The sequence below is a fragment of the Dolomitihabitans soli genome, assembly GCF_022213955.1.
Lineage (GTDB): Bacteria > Actinomycetota > Actinomycetes > Streptosporangiales > Streptosporangiaceae > Streptosporangium_A > Streptosporangium_A soli.
Genome location: NZ_JAKNTW010000052.1, coordinates 38,810 through 61,466 on the forward strand (window position 1 = coordinate 38,810; position 22,657 = coordinate 61,466).

At 69.1% G+C, this 22,657-nt stretch carries 26 protein-coding genes and 1 pseudogene; 4 read left to right on the top strand and 23 right to left on the bottom strand.

Annotated features, from left to right (window positions below; translation table 11 throughout):
* Window positions 1–8 precede the first annotated feature (8 nt).
* The 4 genes from MBA17_RS47810 to MBA17_RS47825 all read right to left on the bottom strand — a co-directional run bounded on the left by MBA17_RS47810 (window position 9) and on the right by MBA17_RS47825 (window position 2,719).
* Entirely contained in the window at window positions 9–782 is a 774-nt protein-coding gene (locus MBA17_RS47810; protein WP_238505596.1) for an alpha/beta fold hydrolase, read from the bottom strand.
* A gap of 78 nt (window positions 783–860) precedes the next feature.
* Window positions 861–1,619 (bottom strand): SDR family NAD(P)-dependent oxidoreductase, encoded by a 759-nt coding sequence (locus MBA17_RS47815; protein WP_238505597.1) that lies wholly within the window; start codon window positions 1,617–1,619, stop codon window positions 861–863.
* A 32-nt stretch (window positions 1,620–1,651) separates the two neighbouring features.
* Window positions 1,652–2,365 carry an alpha/beta hydrolase gene (locus tag MBA17_RS47820; protein ID WP_238505602.1) on the bottom strand — a complete coding sequence of 238 codons (714 nt, stop codon included), beginning with the start codon at window positions 2,363–2,365 and terminating at the stop codon, window positions 1,652–1,654.
* Between the two features lie 30 nt (window positions 2,366–2,395).
* A complete protein-coding gene (locus MBA17_RS47825; RefSeq protein ID WP_238505604.1) occupies window positions 2,396–2,719 on the bottom strand; it encodes an ATP/GTP-binding protein in 324 nt (107 codons plus the stop codon).
* A 106-nt stretch (window positions 2,720–2,825) separates the two neighbouring features.
* Between MBA17_RS47825 and nucS the strand changes: the two genes are divergently transcribed.
* The 3 genes from nucS (at window position 2,826) to MBA17_RS47840 (ending at window position 5,817) form a co-directional block, all read left to right on the top strand.
* Window positions 2,826–3,488 (top strand): endonuclease NucS, encoded by a 663-nt coding sequence (gene nucS / locus MBA17_RS47830; RefSeq protein ID WP_238505606.1) that lies wholly within the window; start codon window positions 2,826–2,828, stop codon window positions 3,486–3,488.
* Window positions 3,489–3,640: 152 nt separating this feature from the next.
* The gene (locus tag MBA17_RS47835; RefSeq protein ID WP_238505608.1) at window positions 3,641–5,125 is read left to right on the top strand and encodes an aldehyde dehydrogenase family protein; all 1,485 of its coding nucleotides are present in this window, start codon (window positions 3,641–3,643) and stop codon (window positions 5,123–5,125) included.
* Between the two features lie 110 nt (window positions 5,126–5,235).
* Window positions 5,236–5,817 (top strand): TetR/AcrR family transcriptional regulator, encoded by a 582-nt coding sequence (locus MBA17_RS47840; RefSeq protein ID WP_238505610.1) that lies wholly within the window; start codon window positions 5,236–5,238, stop codon window positions 5,815–5,817.
* Between the two features lie 41 nt (window positions 5,818–5,858).
* Here the strand turns inward: MBA17_RS47840 and MBA17_RS47845 are convergent, their stop codons facing one another.
* The 5 genes from MBA17_RS47845 to MBA17_RS47865 form a co-directional block, all read right to left on the bottom strand.
* Window positions 5,859–6,164: an STAS domain-containing protein gene (locus MBA17_RS47845; RefSeq protein ID WP_238505611.1), complete on the bottom strand. Its 306-nt coding sequence runs from the start codon at window positions 6,162–6,164 to the stop codon at window positions 5,859–5,861.
* Window positions 6,165–6,230: 66 nt separating this feature from the next.
* Window positions 6,231–6,824 (bottom strand): response regulator transcription factor, encoded by a 594-nt coding sequence (locus MBA17_RS47850; protein WP_238505612.1) that lies wholly within the window; start codon window positions 6,822–6,824, stop codon window positions 6,231–6,233.
* Complete coding sequence (locus MBA17_RS47855) at window positions 6,821–7,954, bottom strand: sensor histidine kinase (protein ID WP_238505614.1); 1,134 nt, start codon at window positions 7,952–7,954, stop codon at window positions 6,821–6,823. Before MBA17_RS47855 ends, MBA17_RS47850 begins: the two co-directional genes overlap by 4 nt.
* Window positions 7,955–7,967: 13 nt before the next feature.
* Window positions 7,968–8,768 carry an ABC transporter permease gene (locus MBA17_RS47860; protein ID WP_238505616.1) on the bottom strand — a complete coding sequence of 267 codons (801 nt, stop codon included), beginning with the start codon at window positions 8,766–8,768 and terminating at the stop codon, window positions 7,968–7,970.
* Complete coding sequence (locus tag MBA17_RS47865) at window positions 8,765–9,730, bottom strand: ABC transporter ATP-binding protein (protein ID WP_238505617.1); 966 nt, start codon at window positions 9,728–9,730, stop codon at window positions 8,765–8,767. The genes MBA17_RS47860 and MBA17_RS47865 overlap by 4 nt, the downstream gene beginning before the upstream one ends.
* Before the next feature lie 107 nt (window positions 9,731–9,837).
* Here MBA17_RS47865 and MBA17_RS47870 point away from each other — a divergent pair, with 107 nt between their 5' ends.
* A complete protein-coding gene (locus tag MBA17_RS47870) occupies window positions 9,838–10,428 on the top strand; it encodes a cob(I)yrinic acid a,c-diamide adenosyltransferase (RefSeq protein ID WP_238505618.1) in 591 nt (196 codons plus the stop codon).
* Window positions 10,429–10,458: 30 nt separating this feature from the next.
* On the opposite strand, the gene MBA17_RS47875 is transcribed toward MBA17_RS47870, so the two are convergent.
* From MBA17_RS47875 to MBA17_RS47940, 14 genes and pseudogenes are all read right to left on the bottom strand, one after another.
* Window positions 10,459–10,830, bottom strand: coding sequence for a DUF2550 domain-containing protein (locus tag MBA17_RS47875; RefSeq protein WP_238505619.1), 372 nt, complete (start codon window positions 10,828–10,830; stop codon window positions 10,459–10,461).
* 28 nt (window positions 10,831–10,858) lie between these two features.
* Window positions 10,859–11,263 carry a F0F1 ATP synthase subunit epsilon gene (locus tag MBA17_RS47880; protein WP_238505621.1) on the bottom strand — a complete coding sequence of 135 codons (405 nt, stop codon included), beginning with the start codon at window positions 11,261–11,263 and terminating at the stop codon, window positions 10,859–10,861.
* Between the two features lie 61 nt (window positions 11,264–11,324).
* Window positions 11,325–12,752 carry a F0F1 ATP synthase subunit beta gene (atpD, locus tag MBA17_RS47885; protein WP_238505623.1) on the bottom strand — a complete coding sequence of 476 codons (1,428 nt, stop codon included), beginning with the start codon at window positions 12,750–12,752 and terminating at the stop codon, window positions 11,325–11,327.
* 1 nt (window position 12,753) lies between these two features.
* On the bottom strand, window positions 12,754–13,656 hold the full coding sequence (locus MBA17_RS47890) for a F0F1 ATP synthase subunit gamma (protein ID WP_238505624.1): 903 nt from the start codon (window positions 13,654–13,656) through the stop codon (window positions 12,754–12,756).
* A 9-nt stretch (window positions 13,657–13,665) separates the two neighbouring features.
* Window positions 13,666–15,312: a F0F1 ATP synthase subunit alpha gene (gene atpA / locus MBA17_RS47895; protein WP_238505625.1), complete on the bottom strand. Its 1,647-nt coding sequence runs from the start codon at window positions 15,310–15,312 to the stop codon at window positions 13,666–13,668.
* 22 nt (window positions 15,313–15,334) lie between these two features.
* Window positions 15,335–16,144 carry a F0F1 ATP synthase subunit delta gene (locus MBA17_RS47900; RefSeq protein ID WP_238505638.1) on the bottom strand — a complete coding sequence of 270 codons (810 nt, stop codon included), beginning with the start codon at window positions 16,142–16,144 and terminating at the stop codon, window positions 15,335–15,337.
* A 2-nt stretch (window positions 16,145–16,146) separates the two neighbouring features.
* The gene (locus MBA17_RS47905; protein ID WP_238505631.1) at window positions 16,147–16,683 is read right to left on the bottom strand and encodes a F0F1 ATP synthase subunit B; all 537 of its coding nucleotides are present in this window, start codon (window positions 16,681–16,683) and stop codon (window positions 16,147–16,149) included.
* A gap of 33 nt (window positions 16,684–16,716) precedes the next feature.
* On the bottom strand, window positions 16,717–16,947 hold the full coding sequence (gene atpE / locus MBA17_RS47910; protein WP_238505632.1) for an ATP synthase F0 subunit C: 231 nt from the start codon (window positions 16,945–16,947) through the stop codon (window positions 16,717–16,719).
* Between the two features lie 73 nt (window positions 16,948–17,020).
* Window positions 17,021–17,809: a F0F1 ATP synthase subunit A gene (gene atpB / locus MBA17_RS47915; RefSeq protein ID WP_238505633.1), complete on the bottom strand. Its 789-nt coding sequence runs from the start codon at window positions 17,807–17,809 to the stop codon at window positions 17,021–17,023.
* Between the two features lie 211 nt (window positions 17,810–18,020).
* On the bottom strand, window positions 18,021–18,380 hold the full coding sequence (locus MBA17_RS47920) for a Cg1360 family ATP-synthase-associated protein (protein ID WP_238505634.1): 360 nt from the start codon (window positions 18,378–18,380) through the stop codon (window positions 18,021–18,023).
* Between the two features lie 196 nt (window positions 18,381–18,576).
* Entirely contained in the window at window positions 18,577–19,932 is a 1,356-nt protein-coding gene (locus MBA17_RS47925) for an MraY family glycosyltransferase (protein WP_238505635.1), read from the bottom strand.
* A 97-nt stretch (window positions 19,933–20,029) separates the two neighbouring features.
* Window positions 20,030–21,295 (bottom strand): serine hydroxymethyltransferase, encoded by a 1,266-nt coding sequence (locus MBA17_RS47930; protein ID WP_238505636.1) that lies wholly within the window; start codon window positions 21,293–21,295, stop codon window positions 20,030–20,032.
* A 72-nt stretch (window positions 21,296–21,367) separates the two neighbouring features.
* Complete coding sequence (locus MBA17_RS47935) at window positions 21,368–21,751, bottom strand: hypothetical protein (RefSeq protein WP_238505637.1); 384 nt, start codon at window positions 21,749–21,751, stop codon at window positions 21,368–21,370.
* Between the two features lie 72 nt (window positions 21,752–21,823).
* Window positions 21,824–22,657: pseudogene (locus MBA17_RS47940) on the bottom strand (hypothetical protein); the annotation flags it as partial.

The window sequence follows — 22,657 nt, forward strand, 5'->3', positions numbered from 1 at the left end:
GACGTCGTTCACTCCTTCAACCGGCCCACGAACTCCGCGACCGCCGCGTTGAACGCCTCGGGTTGCTCCACCGCGCTCAGGTGGCCCGCCTTCTCGATGACGGTGAGCGTGGCCGCCGGAACGGCCTCCGCCATGGCCTCCGCGTCGGCGGGCGGCGTCAGGTCGTCCTCCTCGCCCACGATGACCAGGGCGGGCACGCTCAGCGCGCGCAGCGTGTCGAAGGAGTCCGGCCGGCCGGCCATGGCCCGCGAGGCCCAGGCCACCGCACCGCGGGGGGCGGCTTGGACCAGGCCGCGGACCCGGCCGAAGACCATCCCGCGCCGCTCCTTGGTCGTCGGCCCGAGGAGACCGGGCAACACCTCCGTGACCAGGATGCCGGTGCCGTTGTCGGCCGTCTCGGCAGCGATCCGCTCCCGGTTGGCGCGCACGGCCTCGGGGTCGGCGCTCGCCCTGGTGTCGGCGAGGATCACGCCCAGCACCCGCTCCGGGTGGCGGCGGCAGAAGGCCATGGTCACGTAGCCGCCCATCGACTGACCGCCGATCACCGCGCGCTCGATCCCCTCGGAGTCGAGCAGGCCGGCCACGTCGTCGGCCATCGCGTCCATGGAGGGTGGCTCGTCATCGAGCAGCGAGCCGCCGAACCCCCTCAGGTCGGGTGTGATCACCCGGCAGGAGCCGGCCAGCCCTTCACGCTGGGCCAGCCACATCGCCGAGGAGAGCGGGAAGGCGTGAAGCAGGACGACCGGCACGCCGCTGCCGGTTGATCGCGAGTACAGATGCACGCAGAACAACGTAACCTGACAGCGGCTCTCTGCCATCCCCTCCGGCCACTACCGGTCATACATCCCGACCGTAACAATTCAGGCTGTGGTGGCCCCGCCGTCGATGAACAGCACCTGTCCGGTCATGTAGGCGGAGGCGGGCGCGGCGAGGAAGACCGCCGGATGGGCCATCTCCTCGGCCGTGCCCCAGCGCTGCATCGGCACGCTCCCGATGGTGTTCCTGCTGGCCTGCTCGTCTTCCCAGAGGGTGCGGTTCAGTTCGGTGGCGGTCCAGCCGGGGCACAGCGCGTTGACCCTGATCCCGCTTCCGGCCCATTCGAGGGCGAGGCTCTTCGTCAGGGCGACCAGGCCGGCCTTCGCCGCGGCGTAGGGCGCGAGGAACGGCGCGCCGAGCGCCGCCACGGACGCCACGTTAATCACCGAGCCGGCGCCCCGCTCCAGCAGGTGCGGCGCGAACGCGTGGCAGACCACCATGGCCGAGTCGAGGTTGAGCCGCATGAGCTTGTCCCAGCCCGCCAGCCGCAGATCCTTGAACGGAACCATGAAGTTGGACCCGCCCGCGTTGTTCACCACGATGTCGACGTGCCCGAGCCCCTCGACGGCCTGCCGTACGGCGTGCGTGATCGCGTCGCGGTCGGTGACGTCACAGGGGAGGACCACGGCCTCGCGCCCGAATGCCGCGACCTCCTTGGCCACCTCCGCGAGGCTGTCGGCCGAACGGGACACGAGCGCGACGTCGGCCCCCGCCTCGGCGTAGGCGAGCGCGATCGCCCTGCCGATGCCCCGCGAGGCCCCCGTCACGAACGCCTTCTTGCCGGAAAGATCGAACGCCTGCACTCCGCCACCTCTCAGCTGACCCGAACAATATTCTATGGCGAAGGGACCTCGACCGGGAGGGGGTACGCCGCCGGATTGACCCGCTTGACGATCTCCCCCAGCGCGATCCGGACGGACGGCTCGCCGACCCACAGGTGCTTGACCCCCCGCGCCGGGACCACCTCGCACTGCGGCACCAGGGCGAAGCGCTTGATGGCCTCCTCGGGGCGCAGGTAGTCGTCGAGTTCCGGCACCAGCGCCACCAGCGGCCGGCCGAACTCCGCCCACGCGGTCAGATCGGCGTCACCGGCCCGGTGCAGCGGCGGCGAGAGCAGGATCGCCCCTTCGACCAGCGGGTCACGGCCCCACCGCAGCGCCAGCTCGGTGCCGAAGGACCAGCCCAGCAGCCACGGGTGCGGCAGATCGTGGAACTCGGTGTACTCGATCGCGGCGGCCACGTCGAAGCGCTCGCTCTCGCCCTCGTCGAACTCGCCCTGGGAGGTGCCGCGCTCGGAGGTGGTTCCGCGCGTGTTGAAGCGCAGCACGGCGAGGTCGGCGAGCGCGGGCAGCCGCAGGGCGGCCTTGCGCTGGACGTGGCTGTCCATCATGCCGCCGTGGGTGGGCAGCGGATGCAGGCAGATCAGCGTGGCCACCGGTGGCCGCTCGGCAGGCAGGGCCAGCTCGCCGACCAGGGTCAGCCCGTCGGCGGTGTGCAGCTCGATCGGCTCGCGCCTGGCCGGCAGCACCGTGGACGCCCGAATATCCATCTGTGCGACTCCTTCTCAGTACCTGCTACCTCAGTACCTGCTACGGCCGGGGCCTCGGTCGAGACGCTTGCGCCAGCACGCCGTGTGCCAGTGCCGCCGCTCTCCCTCGCCACCCGTCCAGTTGGGCCAGCTCACGATGTGCGGCAACCCGGACCCGATCTCCTGGTCGCATCCCGGGCAACGGTAGGTCTTGTCGGCGGCGGCGCCGGTGAGCCTGCGCACTCGCCACTCGCCGTCGGGCCAGTCCTCCACCCGGTCCATACCGCCCGGAAAGCCCTCGGTGGGTCTGGTGGCGGGCGCGCCGCGGCGTCCCCTGTTGTAGGGGTCCATACGGCGGGCGCGGCGGGGGCTCACACGTGCCAGTCTCCCAGGCTCCGGCAGTTGCCCCAAAACGTCCCACCGCAACGGCTCCGGCGGATCGGGGGATGACGACCTGGGATGGCCGGTAGGGTTGGCGGTCATGCGGCTGGTCATCGCGCGTTGCAGCGTGGATTACGTGGGGCGGCTCACCGCCCATCTCCCCATGGCCCCCAGGCTGGTCCTGATCAAGGCGGACGGCTCGGTGTCCATCCATGCCGACGACCGCGCGTTCAAGCCTCTCAACTGGATGAACCCGCCCTGCAAGCTGCGTGAGGACGGCGAGACCTGGACCGTCACGCACGGCAAGACGGGCGAGAAGCTGATCCTCACCATCGAGGAGCTGCTCCACGACTCCAGCCACGAGCTGGGCGTCGACCCCGGCCTGCAGAAGGACGGCGTGGAGGCCCACCTGCAGGAGCTGCTCGCCGAGCACATCAGCACGCTCGGCGAGGGCTGGAGCCTGGTCCGGCGGGAATACCCCACGGCGATCGGCCCGGTCGACATCCTCTGCCGCGACCAGACGGGCGCGACCGTCGCGGTGGAGATCAAACGGCGCGGCGAGATCGACGGCGTCGAACAGCTCACCCGTTATCTCGAGCTGCTCAACCGCGACCCGCTGCTCGCCCCGGTCAAGGGCCTCTTCGCGGCACAGGAGATCAAGCCGCAGGCCAGGGTCCTGGCGACCGACCGCGGCATCGGCTGCGTGGTGCTCGACTACAACACGCTGCGCGGCATCGCCCCGGAGAACCCGACCCTCTTCTGACCTCCCGCCCTGTCCTCCGTCCGGAGAACAGGGCGGACCACCGGACGTAGCCGCCCTGACGCAGATCGGCGGCCGTCACCACGGCGATGGACCGCGGACTCCTCGGTAAGTGACGGTTTACCGAGCGATGATACGGAGTTATCGTGACCCGCATGACGGCGACTACCGAGAACCGCACGTTCGACTCGCTGAACCCGGCCACGGGCGGCACGGTCGGCACCCACCCGGTCCACGACGCCGCGGCCGTGCGCGCCGCGGTCGGCCGGGCGAGCGAGGCCGCCTCCTGGTGGGCGGAACTCGGATACGCCGGACGCAGGGCCCGGCTGCTCGACTACAAGGCCGTCATCACGCAGAACCTCAAACGAATCGCGTCCCTGGTCCACGAGGAGACGGGCAAGCCGGAGGGTGACGCCACCCTGGAGATCGTGCTCGCCATCACCCACCTCGACTGGGCCGCCCGCCGCGCGCAGCGGGTGCTCGGCCCGCACCGGGTCGCCTCCGGCCTGCTCGGCGTGAATCTCGCCGCCACGCTGGAGTACCAGCCGCTCGGCGTCGTCGGCGTGATCGGGCCGTGGAACTATCCGGTGTTCACGCCGATGGGCTCGATCGCGTACGCGCTCGCCGCGGGCAACGCCGTCGTCTTCAAGCCGAGCGAGCTGACTCCCGGCGTGGGCCTGCTGCTGGCCGAGCTGATGCGGGAGTCGGTGCCCGAGCAGCCGGTCTTCCAGGTCGTCACCGGGCTGGGCGAGACGGGCGCCGCGCTGGCGTCCGACCCGGGGATCGCCAAGATCGCCTTCACCGGCTCGACCGCCACCGCCAAACGGGTGATGACGGCCTGCGCGGCGAACCTCACGCCCATCGTGGCCGAGTGCGGCGGCAAGGACGCGCTGATCGTGGACGTGGACGCCGACCTGGGCGCGGCGGCCGACGCCGCCCTGTGGGGCGCGTTGTCCAACGCCGGTCAGACCTGCGTCGGCGTGGAGCGGGTCTACGTCGTCGACGCGGTGTACGACGAGTTCCTGCGCGAGCTGACCGGCCGGGCGCGCCAGGTGAAGGCCGGTGAGCAGTACGGCCCGATCACCATGCCCGGCCAGCTGGCGATCATCGAGCGGCACATCGACGCGGCGACGGCCGGCGGCCGGACCCTGCTGGGCGGCCCCGAGTCGGTGCGCGCGCCGTACGTCGATCCGGTGATCGTGGCGGACGTGCCCGAGGACAGCCCGGCCGTGACGGAGGAGACCTTCGGGCCGACGATCACGGTCAAGCGGGTGGCCGACACGGAGGAGGCGCTGGCGAAGGCCAACGCCTCGGCGTACGGCCTGGCCGGCACGGTCTTCTCGGGGAACACCCGCAGGGCGATGGATCTCGCGCGCCGGATGCGCGGCGGGATGACCGCGATCAACTCGGTCATCTCGTTCGCCGGAATCCCGGCCCTGCCGTTCGGCGGGGTGGGCGACTCCGGGTTCGGGCGCATCCACGGCGCGGACGGGCTCAGGGAGTTCGCCCGGCCCAAGTCCATCTCCCGCCAGCGGTTCGCGCTGCCGGGGATGAAGCTCACGTCCTTCGGCAGGGGTCAGGCCGAGCTTGACCGGTTGGTCAAGCTGGTGACCTTCTTGCATGGGCGACGGAAGCACTAATGTCCTGACTCTTCCCGAAAAAGGATCTTGCGTCCATAATGGTGGGCTCTGGGGGGGCCGCGATCACGCTGGGCACGAGGTGGAAAGTGACGGGTAGGGCGTACCGGGGGATGTCGGCCGAGGAACGGCTCGCCGACCGACGGGAACGACTCATGAGTGCGGCGTACACGCTGTTCGCCAACCCGGGATTCCCGGCGACGACCATAGAGCGGCTGTGTACGGCGGCGCGGGTCTCCAACCGCGCCTTCTACGAGTGCTTCTCCGGGCGCGAGTCGCTGATGCAGGCGATTTACGACCGGTGCGTGGATGAGACGTTGCAGGCGGTCTCCGAGGCGGTGGCGAAGGCGCCGGACACACTAAACGACCGCATTGAATCCGGCATTTCAGAGTATGTCGCTTTTATCACTAAAGATCCGCGTAGGGCGCACATAATGCATGTGGAGGTGCGCCGGGCCGGAGACTGCCTGGTCACCGCCAGGCAGCGGGCCGTACGAGGCTTCACCCAGATCATGCAGGACGCCGTCGAGGCGTATCCCGAACGGCTCCCCCACAACTCCCGCCTGCTCATTCTCGGGCTGATCGGAGCGTTACAGGAGTTACTCATCGAGTGGGTCTTATCCGACGACCCACCCGCCGCCGACCAGCTCGTCAGCACCGCAGTACACATCTTTCGCAGGTCTTTCACCCACTAGGTCGAGTGAAGACCTGGCACGCGAAAACCTGGCAAGCAGGGTCAGGCCATGGCCGCGGTCGACGACTCCACCCGCAGCACCCTGTTGAGGCGGGTGACCGTCAGGACCCGCATGATCCGCGGAGGCACCCCGCGCAGCACCAGCCGCCGGTCGGTTTCGAGCGCCCGGCGGTGGGTGCCCACCAGCATCCCCAGACCGGTGGAGTCGATCATCTCCAACCCGGTGAGATCGACGACCAGGTCGCCCTTGCCCTGGTCGAGCGCTTTGTGCAGCCGGTCGCGCACGGAGGACACCGTCCCGACGTCGAGCCGTTGCCCGACCTGGACCACCTGCCTTCCGGACCGCATTCGACCTCCAGTCAATAGAATGTGTTCGATCCCCTGCCCACATCGGATGCGTCCATGCGTGCCTGGTCACAACCAGCCCATCTCCCGGGCAGTCGTGATCGCGGTGATCCGGTTGGTCGCGCCCAGTTTGGTCATCGCGCTCGACAGGTAGTTGCGCACCGTCCCCTCGGTGAGGTGCAGCGAGACGGCGATCTCGCCCACCGACGCGCCCTCCGCCGCCAGCGCGAGCGCGGCACGCTCCCGGTCGGTCAGCGGGCTCTCCCCCGCCATCATCGCCGAGGCGGCCAGCTCAGGATCGAGGTAGCGCCCGCCCGCGTGCACCTTGCGGATCGCCGCGGCCAACTCGTCGGCCGAGGAGTCCTTCGGAATGAACCCGCGGACCCCCGCGGCCAGCGCCCGCCGCAGATATCCGGGCTTGCCGAAACTCGTCAGGATCAGCACCGCCTGCCCCGGCAGGCCCTCCGCGGCCGTGAGCCCGTCCATGCCGGGCATCTCGATGTCCAGGACGACCACGTCGGGCCGCTCCGCGGTGACCGCCGCGGCCACCTGGTCCCCCCTGGCCACCTGCGACACCACCTCGATGTCGGGCTCCAGGCCGAGCAACGTGGCGATCGCCGACCTGATCAGGTGCTCGTCGTCGGCCAGCAACACCCGGATCATCTGATCCCTCCAGTTGGAACCACGGCCCTGAGCACGAACTCCCCGCCGTCCGCCGGACCGGCCGTCACCTCACCGCCGAAGGCGGCGACCCGCTCGGCCAGGCCGTCGAGGCCGGTGCCCCGGGCCCCGCCTGCTCCGGCGCCGTCGTTGACCATCTCCAGGGTGACGAGCCGCTCGTCCACGGTCACCTCGATCCGGCACCGCGTCGCCGTACTGTGGCGCAGCACGTTGGTGGTGCCCTCCCTGACGACCCAGGCCAGCAGCGTGCCCAGCTCGGCGGGCACCTCGGCCGCCGGCGTCGTGAGCGCGCACCGGATGCCCGCCGCGTCCAGGACCGCCCGCACGCTGTGCAGCTCCGCCTGGAAGTCGACCGTGCGGTAGCCGCGCACCGCCGTACGGATCTCACGCAGCGCCTCCCGTGCCAGCCGGCGCACCTCGGCCATCTCGGCGGCGGCACGGGCGGGATCGGCGGCGGCCAGCTTGGTGGCCACCTCGCTCTTGACCGCGATGGCCGAGAGACTGTGTCCCACCAGGTCGTGCAGGTCACGAGAGAAACGCAGCCGTTCCTCGGTGACCGCCAGCCTCGCCTGCGCCTCCTTCCCCTCGTTCGCGGCCTTGACGACCTTCCAGAACCAGAGCTGGAACCGGTTCGCGCCGGACAGCATCGCGGACATGAACACGGCGTTGAACAGGGCGGGAAACGGATCGCCGCTCCCGAGAGCGGCGACGAAGCAGATCGCGCCGGTTGCGGCGGACGCGGCCACCACCCGCCACAACGTCCCGCCGAACGCCACCATGCCGGTCCACGCCGCCCCGATGACCCCCCAGGACCACGGAACGGCGCCCTGCGAGAGAATCACCGCGGCCGAGAGCAGACCGGCCGCGGTGAGTTCGCCCACAACCGGGGAACACCCTTCCACCGCCCTGGCGGCGGCGCGCAGATAGAGCACGCTGAAGGCGATGAGAGCCGCCACCGGGAACACCAGCGCACCCGTGGAAGGCGGCCACGGGGCCGCGAACACCGCCAGACCCGCACCCAGCCAGGCGACCAGCACCATCATGGCCAGCGACCACAAGGTCACCTTTCTGAGGCGCTCGTAATCCGATGACACGGGGGAGGGTGCGGACATGGTGGCCTCCACGTTAGCCGTGCCGCGGATCCCACCGGAACAGCCACCTGGCCAGCAGCGTGCCCACGGCGATCCAGACCAGCAGGATCCCGATCGACGGCAGCGCCGCGACCCACTGCTCGCCCATCCCCATCACCTGGCCCCCGTAGTCGAAGAAGTCCCTGCCCACGTAGGCGGTCCGCATGATCTCGATGACCGGCGTCACCGGCACCACCTCGGCCACCACCCGAATCGCGGCCGGCATCGCGGACAGCGGCATCAAAACCGGCGAGGCCACCATGATCAGGAGCACCACCGGCAGCACCGCCACCTGCGCCAGCTCCGCACTCCTGGTGATCCCCGACACCGCCGCCGCGAGCAGCGCGAACACCGCCACCCCCAGCAGCCCGCCCAGCAACAGCAGCGGCACGTTGCCCGGCAGGCCGTCATCCTCCATTCGGTTGGTCCAGAAGACCACCAGCACCACCTGGAACACCCAGATCGCCAGGGCGCCGAGCGCCGACCCGCCGAGGATGCCCACGGGAGACGCCTGCCCGCCGCGCAGCCGCTTGAGCACCAGTTCCTCACGTCGCGCGGTGAAGGTGATGACCAGATGGACGAACACCGCGAACCCCAGCATGACGCCCGGCAACCCGGTCAGCACGAACAGGGTCATCGACACGCCCGCGAGCTGCTCCCCACCGAGCGTCACCGTGAACAGCCAGCCCATGATCAGCGGCAACAGCACCACGTTGATCATCGCGGTCTGGTTCCGGCCGAGCAGCTTCAGATCGACCCGCGCCAGCCGTACGGCGTGCATCACATCGGTTCTCATCGGGCATCTCCCACCACTCGCAGGAACACGTCTTCCAGGGTCCCCCTGCGGATCTCCAGCCGCTCCAGGGGCAGTTCGCACTTCTCCGCCCAGGCCATCAACGGCCGGAGGGCGGCGTGCGCGCCGTCCGGCGACGACGTGGCCGGCAGCGTGTACGTCACGCGGGTCACCTCGCCCGCGACCACCGCCGCCGGAGCCGCGCCCGCGAGGAACGGCAGCCCGTCGCCGGTTCGCGCCCGCAGCGCCTCCGGGGAGATCGGCAGCCGGAAGGCGACCTGGTCCCCCGCGGCCGCCACCACCGTCTCGACCGAGCCGTGGGTGTGGACGACCCCCTCGTGCATGATCGCCAGATGGTCGGCCAGCCGCTCGGCCTCCTCCAGGTAGTGCGTGGTGAGCAGCACCGTGACCCCCTCCGCCTTCAGGTCCTGGATGACCTTCCAGGTGTCACGGCGCGCCTCGGGATCCATCCCGGTGGTCGGCTCGTCGAGGAAGAGCACCTCGGGCCGGGCCAGCACCGCCAACGCGAGGTCCAGGCGGCGCTTCTGGCCGCCGGAGAGCTGCCGCACCCGGGTTCCGGCCCGGTGCTCCAGCCCGACCAGCGCGAGGGCGTCCGTCATCGGCCGGCGACCCACGTCGGCCGCCATGCCGCGCCACATCGCGATCGTCTCGGCGACCGTGAGATCGCCGAGGAAGCCGCCCTCCTGGAGCATGATCCCCACCCGTGGCCGCAGCTCGCGCCGCTGCCGGTGGGGGTCCAGGCCGAGCACCCGGACCTGCCCGCCGCGGGCCTTCGTGAAGCCTTCCAGCACCTCCATCGTGGTGGTCTTGCCCGCGCCGTTGGTGCCCAGGAGGGCGAACAGTTCGCCCTCGCGCACCGTGAAGGAGATCCCCCGGACCGCCTCGAAGTCGCCGTAGCCCTGGCGCAGGCCGTCCACCTCGATCGCCGCCTGTGTCGTTCGCATGCCTCGATCCTCGCCGCGCCGCCACCCGGCGGGTAGTCGCCGAAATCACCGCGCCGACATGCGTCTCACGGGTGGCGGGAATGACATCTGTCATTACGCTGGGCGGCATGACCCGCGCTGACAAGGACAACCCGGTCGTACTCTCGAAGATCTACACTCGCACCGGCGACGACGGCACGACCGCGCTCGGCGACATGAGCCGCACCGCCAAGACCGATCCCCGGCTGGCCGCCTACGCCGACGTGGAGGAGGCCAACGCCGCCCTCGGCGTGGCACTGGCCTTCGGGCTCGCCCCCGACATCGCGCAGGTGCTCGACCGCGTCCAGAACGAGCTGTTCGACCTCGGCGCCGACCTCGCGTGCCCGGTGACCGAGAACCCGGAGTTCCCCCCGCTACGCGTCGAGGCGTCCTACGTCGAGTGGCTGGAGGCGCAGTGCGACCTCTTCAACGAGCGGCTCAAACCGCTGCGCAGCTTCATCCTGCCCGGCGGCACCCCCGCCACCGCGCACCTGCACGTCGCCCGCACCGTCGTACGGCGAGCGGAACGCACGGCCTGGGCGGCCGTCGAGGCCCACGACGACGTCAACCCGCTCGCGGTGAAGTATCTCAACCGGCTCAGCGACCTGCTGTTCATCCTGTGCCGGATCGCCGCCGACGGTGACGAGATCCTCTGGAAGCCCGGCGGCACCCGCACCTGACCGTTAGCCCGGAGTCGTCCCTCGGGCGTGTCAGGCCACGTCCAGGTAGGCGCCCGGCGGGGCCGACTCCAGCCAGGCGAGGAAGCCGGTGAGCGCGTCCTCGCTCATCGCCAGCGACACCGCACCGCAGTCGACGGCCCACAGCTCGCCCTGCGGCCTCCGGCCGGAAACACGAAGGCCGCGCCTCGCGATAGCGTGGCGCGGCCTCATCCGCAGGCCCAGGAGCGGAATCCAGTGGAGCTCCCCGTCGGCGTACCGGGCTACTCCGTTCTGCCAGCTCCTTCCCCCGTCGCTGAGGCGACAGGGGACAAAACCTCGATAACGGGCGAGAACCAGCCCGCGAATGAGCATGAGGGCCGCGATCAGCAGCACGCCTATCAAAACCGCCAGCGTCGCCGACATCGCAGCCCCCACCTGATTCACAATTAAGTTAGACCTCTTCGCCTGCCGCACGCAGCCGCGCCTTGGCCCGCTTGGCCTCAAGCGCCGCCTCAGCGTCCTCCGCGTCGGCGTCGACCGAGGCCTGAGCACGCTGCAAGGCGTCGCGAGTGGCCGCTACGTCCACTTCCGAGCCCAGCTCCGCCTGCTCGGCCAGCACCGACACCTCGTTGTCGGCCACTGAGATGAACCCGCCGTGAACGGCGGCGACCAGGTCGCCCTCGTCGCCACCACGCTTCACACGCAGGACACCACCCTCGACCAGAACGCCGAGCACAGGAGCGTGTGAAGGCATAATACCGATCTCGCCGTCCACGGTCTTGGCAATGACCATGTCCGCCTCGCCGGACCAGATCTCGCGCTCCGGTGAAACGACCCCTACTCGCAGCTTCGCCACTTCGACGAGTCTCCTTTCCGATGAGGTGCCGGTACGGCTCGCCGTACCGGCACCGAGGCGACTAGCGGGCGAGGTCCTTGGCCTTGGCGATGGCCTGCTCGATGCCGCCGACCATGAAGAACGCCTGCTCGGGAAGGTGGTCGTACTCGCCGGCGCACAGGCCCTTGAACGAGGCGATGGTCTCGTCCAGCGGGACGTTCTCGCCCGGCTGACCGGTGAACGCCTCCGCGGCGTACATCGGGTGGGACAGGAACCGCTCGATCCGGCGTGCCCGCTGGACCGTCACCTTGTCCTCTTCCGACAGTTCGTCGATGCCGAGGATGGCGATGATGTCCTGCAGTTCCTTGTACTTCTGCAGGATTCGCTTCGTCTCCTGAGCGACCGCGTAGTGCTCCACGCCGACGATCTGCGGGTCGAGGATCCGCGAGGTGGAGTCGAGCGGGTCCACCGCGGGGTAGATGCCCTTCTCCGAGATCGGCCGGGAGAGCACCGTCTGCGCGTCGAGGTGCGCGAACGCGTTGTGCGGCGCCGGGTCGGTGATGTCGTCCGCGGGCACGTAGATCGCCTGCATGGAGGTGATCGAGTGACCGCGCGTCGAGGTGATGCGCTCCTGGAGCACACCCATCTCATCCGCCAGGGTGGGCTGGTAACCCACCGCGGACGGCATGCGGCCGAGGAGCGTGGAGACCTCGGAACCCGCCTGGGTGAACCGGAAGATGTTGTCGATGAACAGCAGCACGTCCTGCTTCTGCACGTCGCGGAAGTACTCCGCCATCGTGAGAGCGGACAGGGCGACCCGCAGGCGGGTGCCCGGCGGCTCGTCCATCTGGCCGAAGACCAGGGCGGTGTCCTTGAGGACGTCCGCCTCCTCCATCTCCACCCAGAGGTCGTTGCCCTCACGGGTGCGCTCGCCGACACCGGCGAAGCAGGAGGTGCCGCCGAAGTTACGGGCGACCCGGCGGATCATCTCCTGGATGAGGACCGTCTTACCGACCCCCGCACCACCGAACAGGCCGATCTTCCCACCCTGCACGTACGGCGTGAGCAGGTCGATGACCTTGATGCCGGTGGGCAGCAGCTCGGTGCGCGACTCGAGCTGGTCGAACGGGGGCGACGGGCGGTGAATGCCCCAGCGCTCCTCGATCTTCAGCGACGCGGTCGGCACGTCGAGCGACTCGCCGAGCGCGTTCCACACGTGGCCCTTGACGACGTTGCCGACGGGCACCGAGATGGACGCGCCGGTGTCGGTCACCGCGGAGCCGCGGACCACACCGTCGGTCGGCTGCATGGAGATGGCCCTGACCAGGTTGTCACCCAGGTGCTGGGCGACCTCCAGGGTCAGCGTGCTGGTCTTGCCGGCGAGGGTGACCTCGACGGTGAGCGCGTTGTAGAGCTTGGGCATCGCCTCGACGGGGAACTCCACGTCGACGACGGGACCGGTGACCCGCGCGACGCGGCCCACGCCGGTCTCAACAGTCTGTGCAGTCATTTCACTCTTTCCCCGCTGCGGCGTCAGCCAGCGCGTTCGCGCCACCGACGATCTCGCTGATTTCCTGGGTGATCTCCGCCTGCCGAACCTGGTTCATCTGCTGGGTGAACGTCTTGATCAGTTCGTTGGCGTTGTCGGTCGCCGACTTCATGGCCCGGCGGCGTGCGGCTTCCTCGGAGGCGGCCGACTGGAGCAACGCGGTGAAGATGCGCGACTCCACGTAGCGGGGCAGCAGCGACTCCAGCACCGCCTCCGCGGTCGGCTCGAACTCGAAGTAGGGCAGGATGGCGTCCTCGGTCTCCGCCTCGGTCTCGACGACCTCCAACGGCAGGATCCGCTTGACCACGACGGTCTGCGTGAGCATCGAGACGAACTCGGTGGAGACGATGTGGATCTCGTCGATCCCGTCCTCCGCCTTGAACGACTCGATCAGCGTCTCGGCGATCTCCTTGGCGTCACGATAGGACGGCTGCCTGGAGAAGCCGGTCCACCGGCCGCCCATCTCCCTGCTGCGGAAGCTGTGCCAGGTGACGCCCTTGGTGCCCGCCACGTACGGCACAGCCGTGATGCCGCGCCCTTCGAGCAGGCCCTTCAGGGCCTCGGCCTCGCGCAGGACGTTGGCGTTGAAGCCACCGCAGAAGCCGCCGTCGCTGGTGATGATCAGCACGCCCGCGCGGGTCGGCTGGTCCTTCTCCACGGTCAGCGGGTGGTCGACGCTGGCGGTGTTGCTGACGACCCCCGACACGGCGCGAGTGATCTCACGCTCGTACGGCAGGGCCGCCTGCATCCGCGCCTGCGCCTTCATGATCTTCGAAGAGGCGATGAGCTCCTGGGCGCGCGTGATCTTGGCGGTCGACTTGACCGACTTGATCCGCCGCCTCAGCAGCCTTAGTTGAGCTCCCATGGCCGCCTACTACTTCTCGGCCTTGCGGACGACCTTGGTGATCTTCTCCTGGCCGACCTCGTCGGCACCGAGCGCCTCCACCGGCTCGTCCTTGACCAGGAGCTCGCCCGAAGCCGTCTCGAAGCCCTTCTTGAACTCGGTGACCGCGTCCTTCAGGGTGGTGACGGTGTCGTCGCTGAGCTGCCCGGTCTCCCTGATGCTGTCGAAGACGCCCTTGCTCTCGCGCCCGAGGTAGTCGAGGAACTCGGTCTCGAAGCGCCGGATGTCCTCGACCGGCACCTCGTCGAGCTCGCCGCTCGTGCCGGCCCACACCGACACGACCTGCTTCTCCACCGGGAAGGGGCTGTACTGCGACTGCTTGAGCAGCTCCACCAGGCGCATACCCCGCTCGAGCTGGGCCTTGGAGGCCGCGTCGAGGTCGGAGGCGAAGGAGGCGAAGGCCTCCAGGTCGCGATACTGCGACAGGGAGAGACGGAGCGTGCCCGCCACCTTCCGCATGGCCTTGACCTGGGCCGAGCCGCCGACTCGGGAGACCGAGACGCCGACGTTGATGGCCGGCCGCACACCCTGGTTGAAGAGGTCGGTCTCCAGGAAGCACTGGCCGTCGGTGATGGAGATGACGTTGGTCGGGATGAACGCCGAGACGTCGTTGCCCTTGGTCTCGATGATGGGCAGGCCCGTCATCGAACCCGCGCCGAGGTCGTCGGAGAGCTTGGCGCAGCGCTCCAGGAGACGCGAGTGGAGGTAGAAGACGTCACCGGGGAACGCCTCACGGCCCGGCGGGCGGCGCAGCAGCAGGGACACGGCGCGGTAGGCGTCGGCCTGCTTGGTGAGGTCGTCGAAGACGATGAGCACGTGCTTGCCCTGATACATCCAGTGCTGGCCGATGGCCGAACCGGTGTAAGGGGCGATGTACTTGTAACCCGCCGGGTCGGAGGCCGGGGCGGCGACGATGGTGGTGTACTCCAGCGCGCCCGCCTCCTCCAGGCGAGCCTTGACCTGCGCGATCGTCGAGCCCTTCTGGCCGATCGCGACGTAGACGCAGCGCACCTGCTTGCTCGGGTCACCCGAGTGCCAGTTGTCGCGCTGGTTGAGGATCGTGTCCACGGCGATCGCGGTCTTGCCCGTGCCGCGGTCGCCGATGATCAGCTGGCGCTGGCCGCGGCCGATCGGCGTCATGGCGTCGACCGCCTTGAGACCGGTCTGCAGCGGCTCCTTCACCGACTGACGCTGCACGACCGAGGGGGCCTGCAGCTCAAGTGCACGCCGCTCGGTCGACTCGATCGCGCCCTTGCCGTCAAGTGGGTTGCCCAGGGGGTCGACCACGCGTCCGAGGAAGTCGTCGCCGACGGGCACGGACAGGACCTCGCCGGTCCGCCGTACCGTCTGGCCTTCCTCGATCTTGCTGAAGTCACCCAGGACCACGACGCCGATCTCTCGGACGTCAAGGTTCAGTGCCAGGCCACGCGTGCCGTCTTCGAACTCAAGCAGCTCGTTCGCCATCGCCGAAGGAAGGCCGGAGACATGGGCGATACCGTCGCCACAGTCGACGACGGTCCCGATCTCCTCGCGCGCGGCGCCTTCCGGCTCGTACGCCTGGACGAAGCGCTCAAGCGCGTTCCGGATCTCGTCCGGCCGGATCGTCAGCTCCGCCATCTCTCTCTGTCTCCCTATTCGCCTAGCCGGCCAACCGGCGGCGGACTTCTTCGATACGTCCCGCGATGGTGGTGTCGATGAGCTCGTCTCCGATTCGCACGGAGAACCCACCGAGCACTCGCGGATCCACCTCGACGTTCAGGTGAACGTCGCGGCCGTAGGAGGTGCTGAGCGTGGCGGCCAGCCGCCGCTTCTGCTCCTCGCTGAAGGGGACGGCACTGCGCACCACCGCGACCAGTCGCTGCCGCTGGGCGGCGACCAGACGGCCGTACTCCGTCAGGCCCTTCTCCAGGCTACGTCCCCGTGGGCTCGTCACGACCTGCGTGATGAGCGTCGCGGAGATCGGCGCCACCTTGCCATCGATGAGCGAGGCGAGCAGCTCGCCCTTACGCGCGGCCGGCACGCCGGAGTCGGTCAGGACGGCGCGCAGGCCGGGGTTGCCCTCGACGATGCGGCCGAACCTGAACAGTTCGTCCTCGACGTCGTCGATCTGACCGGCCGCCTCGGCCGCGGCCGAAGCCGCGATCACGCCCAGCCGCTCCAGCGCGTCGGCGAGGTCGCCGGCGCGTGCCCACCTGGCCTCGACCGCCGCCACCGCGGTTTCCAGCGTGGCGTCGCCGACCTTGCCCTCAAGCAGGATCCGCAGGGTCTGCGCCTTCTGCTCCGCCGGACGGGCCGGGTCGGACAGGCCACGGCGCAGCCCGTGCTCACGGTCGAGCAGGTCCGCAAGGGCGAACAACTCGCCGGCGAGCGCACCGAGGTCGGCACCGCCCGCCACCGCGTTGAAACGCTCCTCGACCTCGGCCAGCGAGGTCCTGCTCAGGCCGCGCATCATCAGCGCACCGCCTGCGTGTTGGAACTCTCCAGCTCCTCAAGGAACCGGTCGACGGTACGGCGCTGCCTGGCCTCGTCCTCAAGGGACTCACCCACGATGCGGGCGGCCAGGTCGGTGGACAACCGGCCGATCTCCGTACGAAGCTGCGCGAACGCCTGCTGCCTGTCGGCCTCGATCTGGACGTGCGCGGCCTCGACGAGGCGGCGGGCCTCGGCCTGCGCCTCCTCGCGGAGCTCGACCTTGATCTGGGCGCCCTGCTCACGAGCCTCATCCCGCATGCGGGCGGCCTCGTGCCTGGCCTCGGCAAGCTGCTCGCGGTACTCCTTGAGCGCCTGCTGCGCCTCTTCCTGCGCGTCGGCGGCCTTCTTCAGACCGCCCTCGATCGCCTCGGTGCGCTCCTGAAGGGTCTTCTGGATACGCGGCACCAAGAGGCGGCCGACGAAGAACAGGACGAGCAAGAACGCGAAACCACCGACGACCATCTCGGCCGGATGCGGAATCAGCGGATTGTTCTCTTCAGCGGCTAGCAAATACATAGGTGCTGCCTCCCGTCAGGGGCCCGGTCGCCGTCAGGCCCGGAAGACGAACGCGAGCGCGATACCGATCAGGGCGAGCGCCTCGGCGAAGACGAAGCCCAGAATCATGTTCTGGCGGATCAGGCCGTAGGCCTCAGGCTGGCGGGCGATCGCCTGCACACCCTGGCCGAAGATGATGCCGATACCGACACCGGGGCCGATGGCGGCGAGGCCGTACCCGATCGAACCGAGGTTGCCGGTCACCTCAGCAAGCACACCACTCATGCTTTCGTTTCCTTTTCTATCGACCGATGGAGTATCCACCGGAACAGTCGGGCGATTGTGGGGGCGGTAAGTCTTAGTGCGCGGGGCGCAGAGCGTCATTGATGAACATGGCGGTCAGCAGCGCGAACACGTAGGCCTGAAGGGCCTGGATGAACAACTCGAAGGCGGTCAGCAGGATCGTCATGATGACACCCAGCACCCCGACCGGCGCGCCGAGCGGCGTGAGCTGGACGAACAGGAAGTGCCAGCCGACCTCGGAGAAGAGCGCGATGATCAGGTGGCCCGCCATCATGGTGGCGAAGAGCCGGATCGCGTGGGTGATGTGCCGCAGGAAGAACGTCGAGACGAGCTCGATCGGAGCGACCATCACGTAGATCCAGCCCGGCAGTCCCGGCGGGAACATGACGTTCTTGAAGAAGCCGATCGGGCCCTGGTGCTTGATGCCGAGATACATCACCAGCACCCACACGCCGATCGCCAGCACGGCGGGGTAGCCGATCCGCGACATCACCGGGAACTGGACGAAGATGATGGACCCGAACAAGTTCATGATCCACACAAAGAGGAACATGCTGAACAGCAGCGGCATCCACCGGTCGCTGTCCTTGCCGAGGAACGGCCGGGCGATCTGCTCCCGAGTGAACTCGTAAGCGAGCTCACCGATGTTCTGCACACCACGCGGCACCAGCTTGGGCCGGGAGAACGCGGCGTAGACGAACACGATGACCAGCAGCGCCGCGACCAGTGCCAGCAGGGCCGGCTTGTTGAACCAGGCCGCGCCCTCCACGAGCGGCGGCCAGTCGAACAGGCCCAGCCCGGGGGCCTGGAACTCGTCGGCGGCGAGAAGCGGCGCGGCGCTCACTCGGCGTTCCCTTCGTCGTGGTGGATCAGGATGTCTTCCGCTGTCCTGTGACCTTGTGGCGAGGGATCAGGAAGATCGAGCAGATGAGAGACGCGATGGCGCGGAGACCATGGCCCACGGGCACTGACAGGTGATTCTCCGCCGTACACATCGCGCACGCGACGATAGCAGTTATAAGGGTGACTAGTCATATCAGGCCAACCCGCTGACATCACTTTTTCCCGTACTGCCCTGGCACCTCGGTGCCCGGCTCCACGTAGAGAATGCGCAGCTTCATGAACCCTCGAGCCTCGCCGAAGGTCCACGCGACGGTGCACAGGATGACAGTCCAGGAGAAAACAGTGGGGTCCCATGCCGTCACGTCGGAGAGCGAGGTGAGGATGAGAATCAGTACGACGATCTTGGTGAAGAAGGTACCCATGGCGGCGGCCATCATCATCGTGGGAGAGATGCGCGACGCGTAGGTGACGGCGACGAGGCTGATCACGAAGAAGGCGCCGACGACCAGGACACCGATTCCCGTGGCGAGCGCGCCCTTGGCACCGACCATGATCGTCGAGATGACGGCCACGACCAATCCCACCGCCAGGGCGGGTATCGCGGCGCTCTTGAGAAGGCGCACGTCATTGGCCTGCATCGGTGCTCCAGAAACGGTTGTCAAGCGAGCATTTGCTACCTCGACGGATGCGATCCGTGAGGCTCCCTGCTAGTGAAAGCTATCACAAGCTCTGGGAAGAGTGCCTTTACCTGCCGTTTCTAGAAGACGATCAGCGGGTTACCCGCCGGGAGAGGTTGGGGACCCGGCCGCCGACGGTCGGCATGATGGCGGTCTCGTCACTCGTCTCAGCGGCGGGCGGCCCCTGCTCAGGAGCGGGTCCGCCGCTCTCGGCGATCCGGCCGGGCGCCGGCGGGCGCTGCCCGGAGGTTCCCTCCTCCAGCACCGGTCCCGGCTGCGGAATCGGCCGGGCCTCGCCCTGCGCCGGATCACCGGCGGGACCCTTGCTGCGCCCTGCCGCGTGCGCCCCTCCCCCGCCCTCGCGCCGGGCCCGCCAGCTCGGCAACGCCATCAGCACCAGGACGGCGATGGCCAGGATGACCGTCAGCACGAACCCGATCACCGGCACACCGCCGATGGACATGCCCACCACCGTGAACCCGAACAGGAACGTCCACGCGTACATGATCAGCACCGAACGGCGGTGCGAGTGGCCGATGTCGAGCAGCCGATGGTGCAGGTGACCGCGGTCGGGCGCGAACGGCGACATGCCGTACGACGTGCGTCTGACCACCGCCGTCACCAGGTCGAGCAGCGGCAGCACCATCACCGCCACCGGGAGCAGCAGCGGCAGGATGACCGGAAAGCGGTTGATCGAGGAGTTGAGGGCGCCCGGGCTCAGCGCGCCGGGATCGATCGGCGTCACGGTGATCACCGAGGAGGCGAGGACCAGCCCGATCAGCATCGCGCCCGTGTCGCCCATGAAGATCTTCGCGGGATGGAAGTTGTGCGGGAGGAACCCCAGGCACACCCCGATGAGGATGGAGGTGATGACCGCGGTGGTGTTGATCCGGGTGTTGCCCATGGAACTGGAGAGCACGATGGAGTAGGCCCAGGTGGCCATGGCCGCGATGCCGACGATGCCGGCGGCCAGTCCGTCGAGGCCGTCGACGAAGTTCACCGCGTTGATCGCGACGACCACGATGAGCACGGTGATCACCATGCGCAGCGTGCTGTCGAGGCTGACCGAGCCGCCGCCGGGCAGCGGGATCCAGTTCAGCGTGAGCCCGAAGTGGACGAGCAGGCCCGCCGCGGCGATCTGGCCGCCCAGCTTGATGAAGGGGTCCATGCCCCACCAGTCGTCGAGGAACCCGGTGATCGTGATCACCGCCCCCGCGACCAGCAGGGCCGTCACGATCTGCCCGCCCGCGATCTCCGGATCGCTGAGCCTGCTGGCCACCCAGGGCAACTGCGTCGCGAACAGCAGGCCGGCGGCCAGCCCGCCGTACATCGCCAGGCCACCCAGGCGCGGCGTCGGCGTGGTGTGCACGTCGCGGTCGCGGACCTCCGGCATCGCGCCGATCCGGATGGCGAACACACGGACCAGCGGCACCAGCAGGTATGTCACCGCTGCCGCCACAAGCGCAATGAGAAGGTATTCGCGCACGGCCCCTAGTTTCCTCGACGCACCGGCCTGCTGTGACCGGAAGAAGACACAGAACGGCTCAAAATTCGCTGGGATAAACCTGATGGGCGGCCGACAACGCCGCCACCTTCTTGCGGACCTCTCCGGCGGTTTCCGGACTCCGCACCGCCTGCGCCACCATCGAGGCCACCTCCTTCAGGTCCACCGGCCCGAGCCCTTGGGTGGTCACGCATGGTGTGCCCACCCGGATGCCCGAGGTTACCGTGGGAGGCTCCGGATCGTAGGGAATCGTGTTCCGGTTGAGCGTGATGCCCGCGTCGGCGCACCGTCGTTCCGCCTCCGCGCCGGTGACGTTCAGCGAGCGCAGGTCGACGAGCGCCAGATGGGTGTCCGTGCCGCCGGAGACCGGCCGCATCCCCTCCGCCGCGAGCCCTTCGGTCAGCGACCGCGCGTTGTCGACGACCCGCCTGCCGTACTCGGCGAAGTCCGGACGCAGTGCCTCGCCGAACGCCACCGCCTTCGCCGCGATCGCATGCATCAGCGGCCCGCCCTGCACGAACGGGAAGACCGCTCTGTCGATCTTCGCGGCCAGTTCGTCCGTGCACAGCACGCCGCCGCCACGCGGACCGCGCAACGCCTTGTGTGTGGTGAAGGTCACAACATCGGCGTACGGCACGGCGGAGGGGATCACGCCCCCCGCCATCAGACCGATCGTGTGCGCGACGTCGGCGAGCAGCCACGCGCCGACCTCGTCGGCGATCCCGCGGAACACCGCGAAATCGATCAGCCTCGGGTAGGCCGTGGCACCACATATGATCATCTTAGGGCGGTGCCGGAGCGCGAGGTCCCGAACTTCGTCGTAGTCGATGAGTTCGGTGTCACGCCGCACGCCGTACGCCACCACGTCGAACCACCGGCCGGAGAAGTTGACCTTCGAACCGTGCGTGAGATGACCGCCGTGCGGAAGCGCCATCGCCAGCATCGTGTCACCCGGCTGCAACAGCGCCGCGTAGGCCGCGAGGTTCGCCGACGCGCCCGAGTGCGGCTGGACGTTGGCGTGGTCGGCCCCGAACAACCGCCTGGCCCGCTCGATCGCCAGCGTCTCCGCCCGGTCGACGACCTCGCAGCCGCCGTAGTATCGGCGGCCCGGATAGCCCTCGGCGTACTTGTTGGTGAGCGTGGAACCCAGGGCGGCGAGCACACCGGGCGAGGTGAAGTTCTCGCTCGCGATCAGCTGCAGGCCGCCCCGCACCCGGCGGAGTTCGTCGAGCAGCACCTGCGCGACCTCGGGATCCTCGCGGCGCAGCCTCCCGAAGTCAGGGCCGTAGAACGGCTCGGTGCTCATGGCGTCACTCCGTCCGGCTCACCTCTTTCACCACTGTAAGCCTGGTGACGCCGGATTTCCCAGGTCAGATGGTCAGGAGAAGGCGTGTGGCGCACCCGCCGCCACCGGTACCCAGCGCGGCGTGTCGGCCGCCTGGTCGCTGATCGAGGTCAGTACGGCCTGGCGGTACAGGCCCAGACGTTTACGCCACTCGGCGACATCCTCGACGTATCTGGCGGCGACCGGCGCGTCCCAGGTGTCGGAGCTCCTGGCGAGCTGGTACGCCTGATCGAGTGAACCGGTCAGCGTCTCCATCATCGGCAGCACCTGCTGCCACAACGTCACCAGCTTCTGGTAGTCGGGGTTGAACTCCCACGCCCTGGCCTGCCCGTCGGGCGAGAGCGGGTCGCCACTCCCCTGCGCGGGCGGGGTCTCACCTGGCTGCAACGGCTGCGGCGCCGGTGGGTCGACATACATCACGTTCTCCTCACAGTCAGCCCTCCAGCAGGCTTTCGGCTCCCCATCGATTCGGTCACCGGTCCACTCGGGTCAGGCCCCGTATCCCCTGGCCTGCCCATCGCCCTCCTCGCCACCGATCAGCAACGTGGCCGACGACTGACCATTCCGCTCCGACGCCTCACCCGGTGCCGGGTACGACTCCCCCTGCTCAGGAGCACGCGGCGACTCCGGCTGCTCGGACCGCGGCGTCTCCGGCTCGGCGCACTCGGAGTCGGGATCCCGTGCCGCATCCTCCCCGGGCGTCGGCAGCCCGGCTTCCTGACCTGGAACGGGATTCGAATCGGGTACGGCAGGCGGCGCCTCGTCCGGCGCGGGCTCAGGCGCGGGCGACGTCTCCGCCGCCTCAGGCCCGCGATCCCCATCGGGAGCCGGATCGGTCGGCGGCACGACATCAGGCGTCACATCGGGCGCGGGCAACGTCTCGGCCGCCTCAGGCCCCGAATCCGGTACGGCAGGCGGCGCCTCGTCCGGCACGGGCTCAGGCGCGGGCGACGTCTCCGCCGCCTCAGGCCCAGGAACCCCGTTGGGAGCCGGATCGGTCGGCGGCACGACATCAGGCGTCACATCGGGCGCGGGCAACGGCTCCGCGCCGGTCTCGATGCCGCCGGCCGCGGGCGGCAGGTCAGTCCCGATCCGCGCCTCCGCCCCGTAGGGCGTCCCGACCTCGGCGGCGCGCAGGGTGTCGGGCTGGGACACGGTGGCGTTCGCGGGCTGGACGGCCTGGTCCATAGCAGGACCGGACTTGTCCTCCGAACTCGGCAGACTGGGCTCCACCTGGCCGGGCGGGCCATCCGGAGTCGGACTGCCCGGACCCTCCCAACTCTCCCCGTACTCCACCGACGGAATGTCCAAGGGCTTGGCATT

What these genes read in the sequence shown, in the direction of transcription:
- MBA17_RS47900 (WP_238505638.1), bottom strand. Translation starts at nt 16,144, where the DNA reads ATGCGCGGCCTGAGCAGGACCTCGCTGGCCGAGGTCGAGGAGCGTTTC.
- MBA17_RS47860 (WP_238505616.1), bottom strand. Translation starts at nt 8,768, where the DNA reads ATGAGAACCGATGTGATGCACGCCGTACGGCTGGCGCGGGTCGATCTG.
- atpD (WP_238505623.1), bottom strand. Translation starts at nt 12,752, where the DNA reads ATGACTGCACAGACTGTTGAGACCGGCGTGGGCCGCGTCGCGCGGGTC.
- MBA17_RS47820 (WP_238505602.1), bottom strand. Translation starts at nt 2,365, where the DNA reads ATGGATATTCGGGCGTCCACGGTGCTGCCGGCCAGGCGCGAGCCGATC.
- atpE (WP_238505632.1), bottom strand. Translation starts at nt 16,947, where the DNA reads ATGAGTGGTGTGCTTGCTGAGGTGACCGGCAACCTCGGTTCGATCGGG.
- nucS (WP_238505606.1), top strand. Translation starts at nt 2,826, where the DNA reads ATGCGGCTGGTCATCGCGCGTTGCAGCGTGGATTACGTGGGGCGGCTC.
- atpA (WP_238505625.1), bottom strand. Translation starts at nt 15,312, where the DNA reads ATGGCGGAGCTGACGATCCGGCCGGACGAGATCCGGAACGCGCTTGAG.
- MBA17_RS47850 (WP_238505612.1), bottom strand. Translation starts at nt 6,824, where the DNA reads ATGATCCGGGTGTTGCTGGCCGACGACGAGCACCTGATCAGGTCGGCG.
- MBA17_RS47840 (WP_238505610.1), top strand. Translation starts at nt 5,236, where the DNA reads ATGTCGGCCGAGGAACGGCTCGCCGACCGACGGGAACGACTCATGAGT.
- MBA17_RS47835 (WP_238505608.1), top strand. Translation starts at nt 3,641, where the DNA reads ATGACGGCGACTACCGAGAACCGCACGTTCGACTCGCTGAACCCGGCC.
- MBA17_RS47865 (WP_238505617.1), bottom strand. Translation starts at nt 9,730, where the DNA reads ATGCGAACGACACAGGCGGCGATCGAGGTGGACGGCCTGCGCCAGGGC.
- MBA17_RS47870 (WP_238505618.1), top strand. Translation starts at nt 9,838, where the DNA reads ATGACCCGCGCTGACAAGGACAACCCGGTCGTACTCTCGAAGATCTAC.
- MBA17_RS47855 (WP_238505614.1), bottom strand. Translation starts at nt 7,954, where the DNA reads ATGTCCGCACCCTCCCCCGTGTCATCGGATTACGAGCGCCTCAGAAAG.
- MBA17_RS47845 (WP_238505611.1), bottom strand. Translation starts at nt 6,164, where the DNA reads ATGCGGTCCGGAAGGCAGGTGGTCCAGGTCGGGCAACGGCTCGACGTC.
- MBA17_RS47875 (WP_238505619.1), bottom strand. Translation starts at nt 10,830, where the DNA reads ATGTCGGCGACGCTGGCGGTTTTGATAGGCGTGCTGCTGATCGCGGCC.
- MBA17_RS47935 (WP_238505637.1), bottom strand. Translation starts at nt 21,751, where the DNA reads ATGTATGTCGACCCACCGGCGCCGCAGCCGTTGCAGCCAGGTGAGACC.
- MBA17_RS47905 (WP_238505631.1), bottom strand. Translation starts at nt 16,683, where the DNA reads ATGTATTTGCTAGCCGCTGAAGAGAACAATCCGCTGATTCCGCATCCG.
- MBA17_RS47890 (WP_238505624.1), bottom strand. Translation starts at nt 13,656, where the DNA reads ATGGGAGCTCAACTAAGGCTGCTGAGGCGGCGGATCAAGTCGGTCAAG.
- MBA17_RS47930 (WP_238505636.1), bottom strand. Translation starts at nt 21,295, where the DNA reads ATGAGCACCGAGCCGTTCTACGGCCCTGACTTCGGGAGGCTGCGCCGC.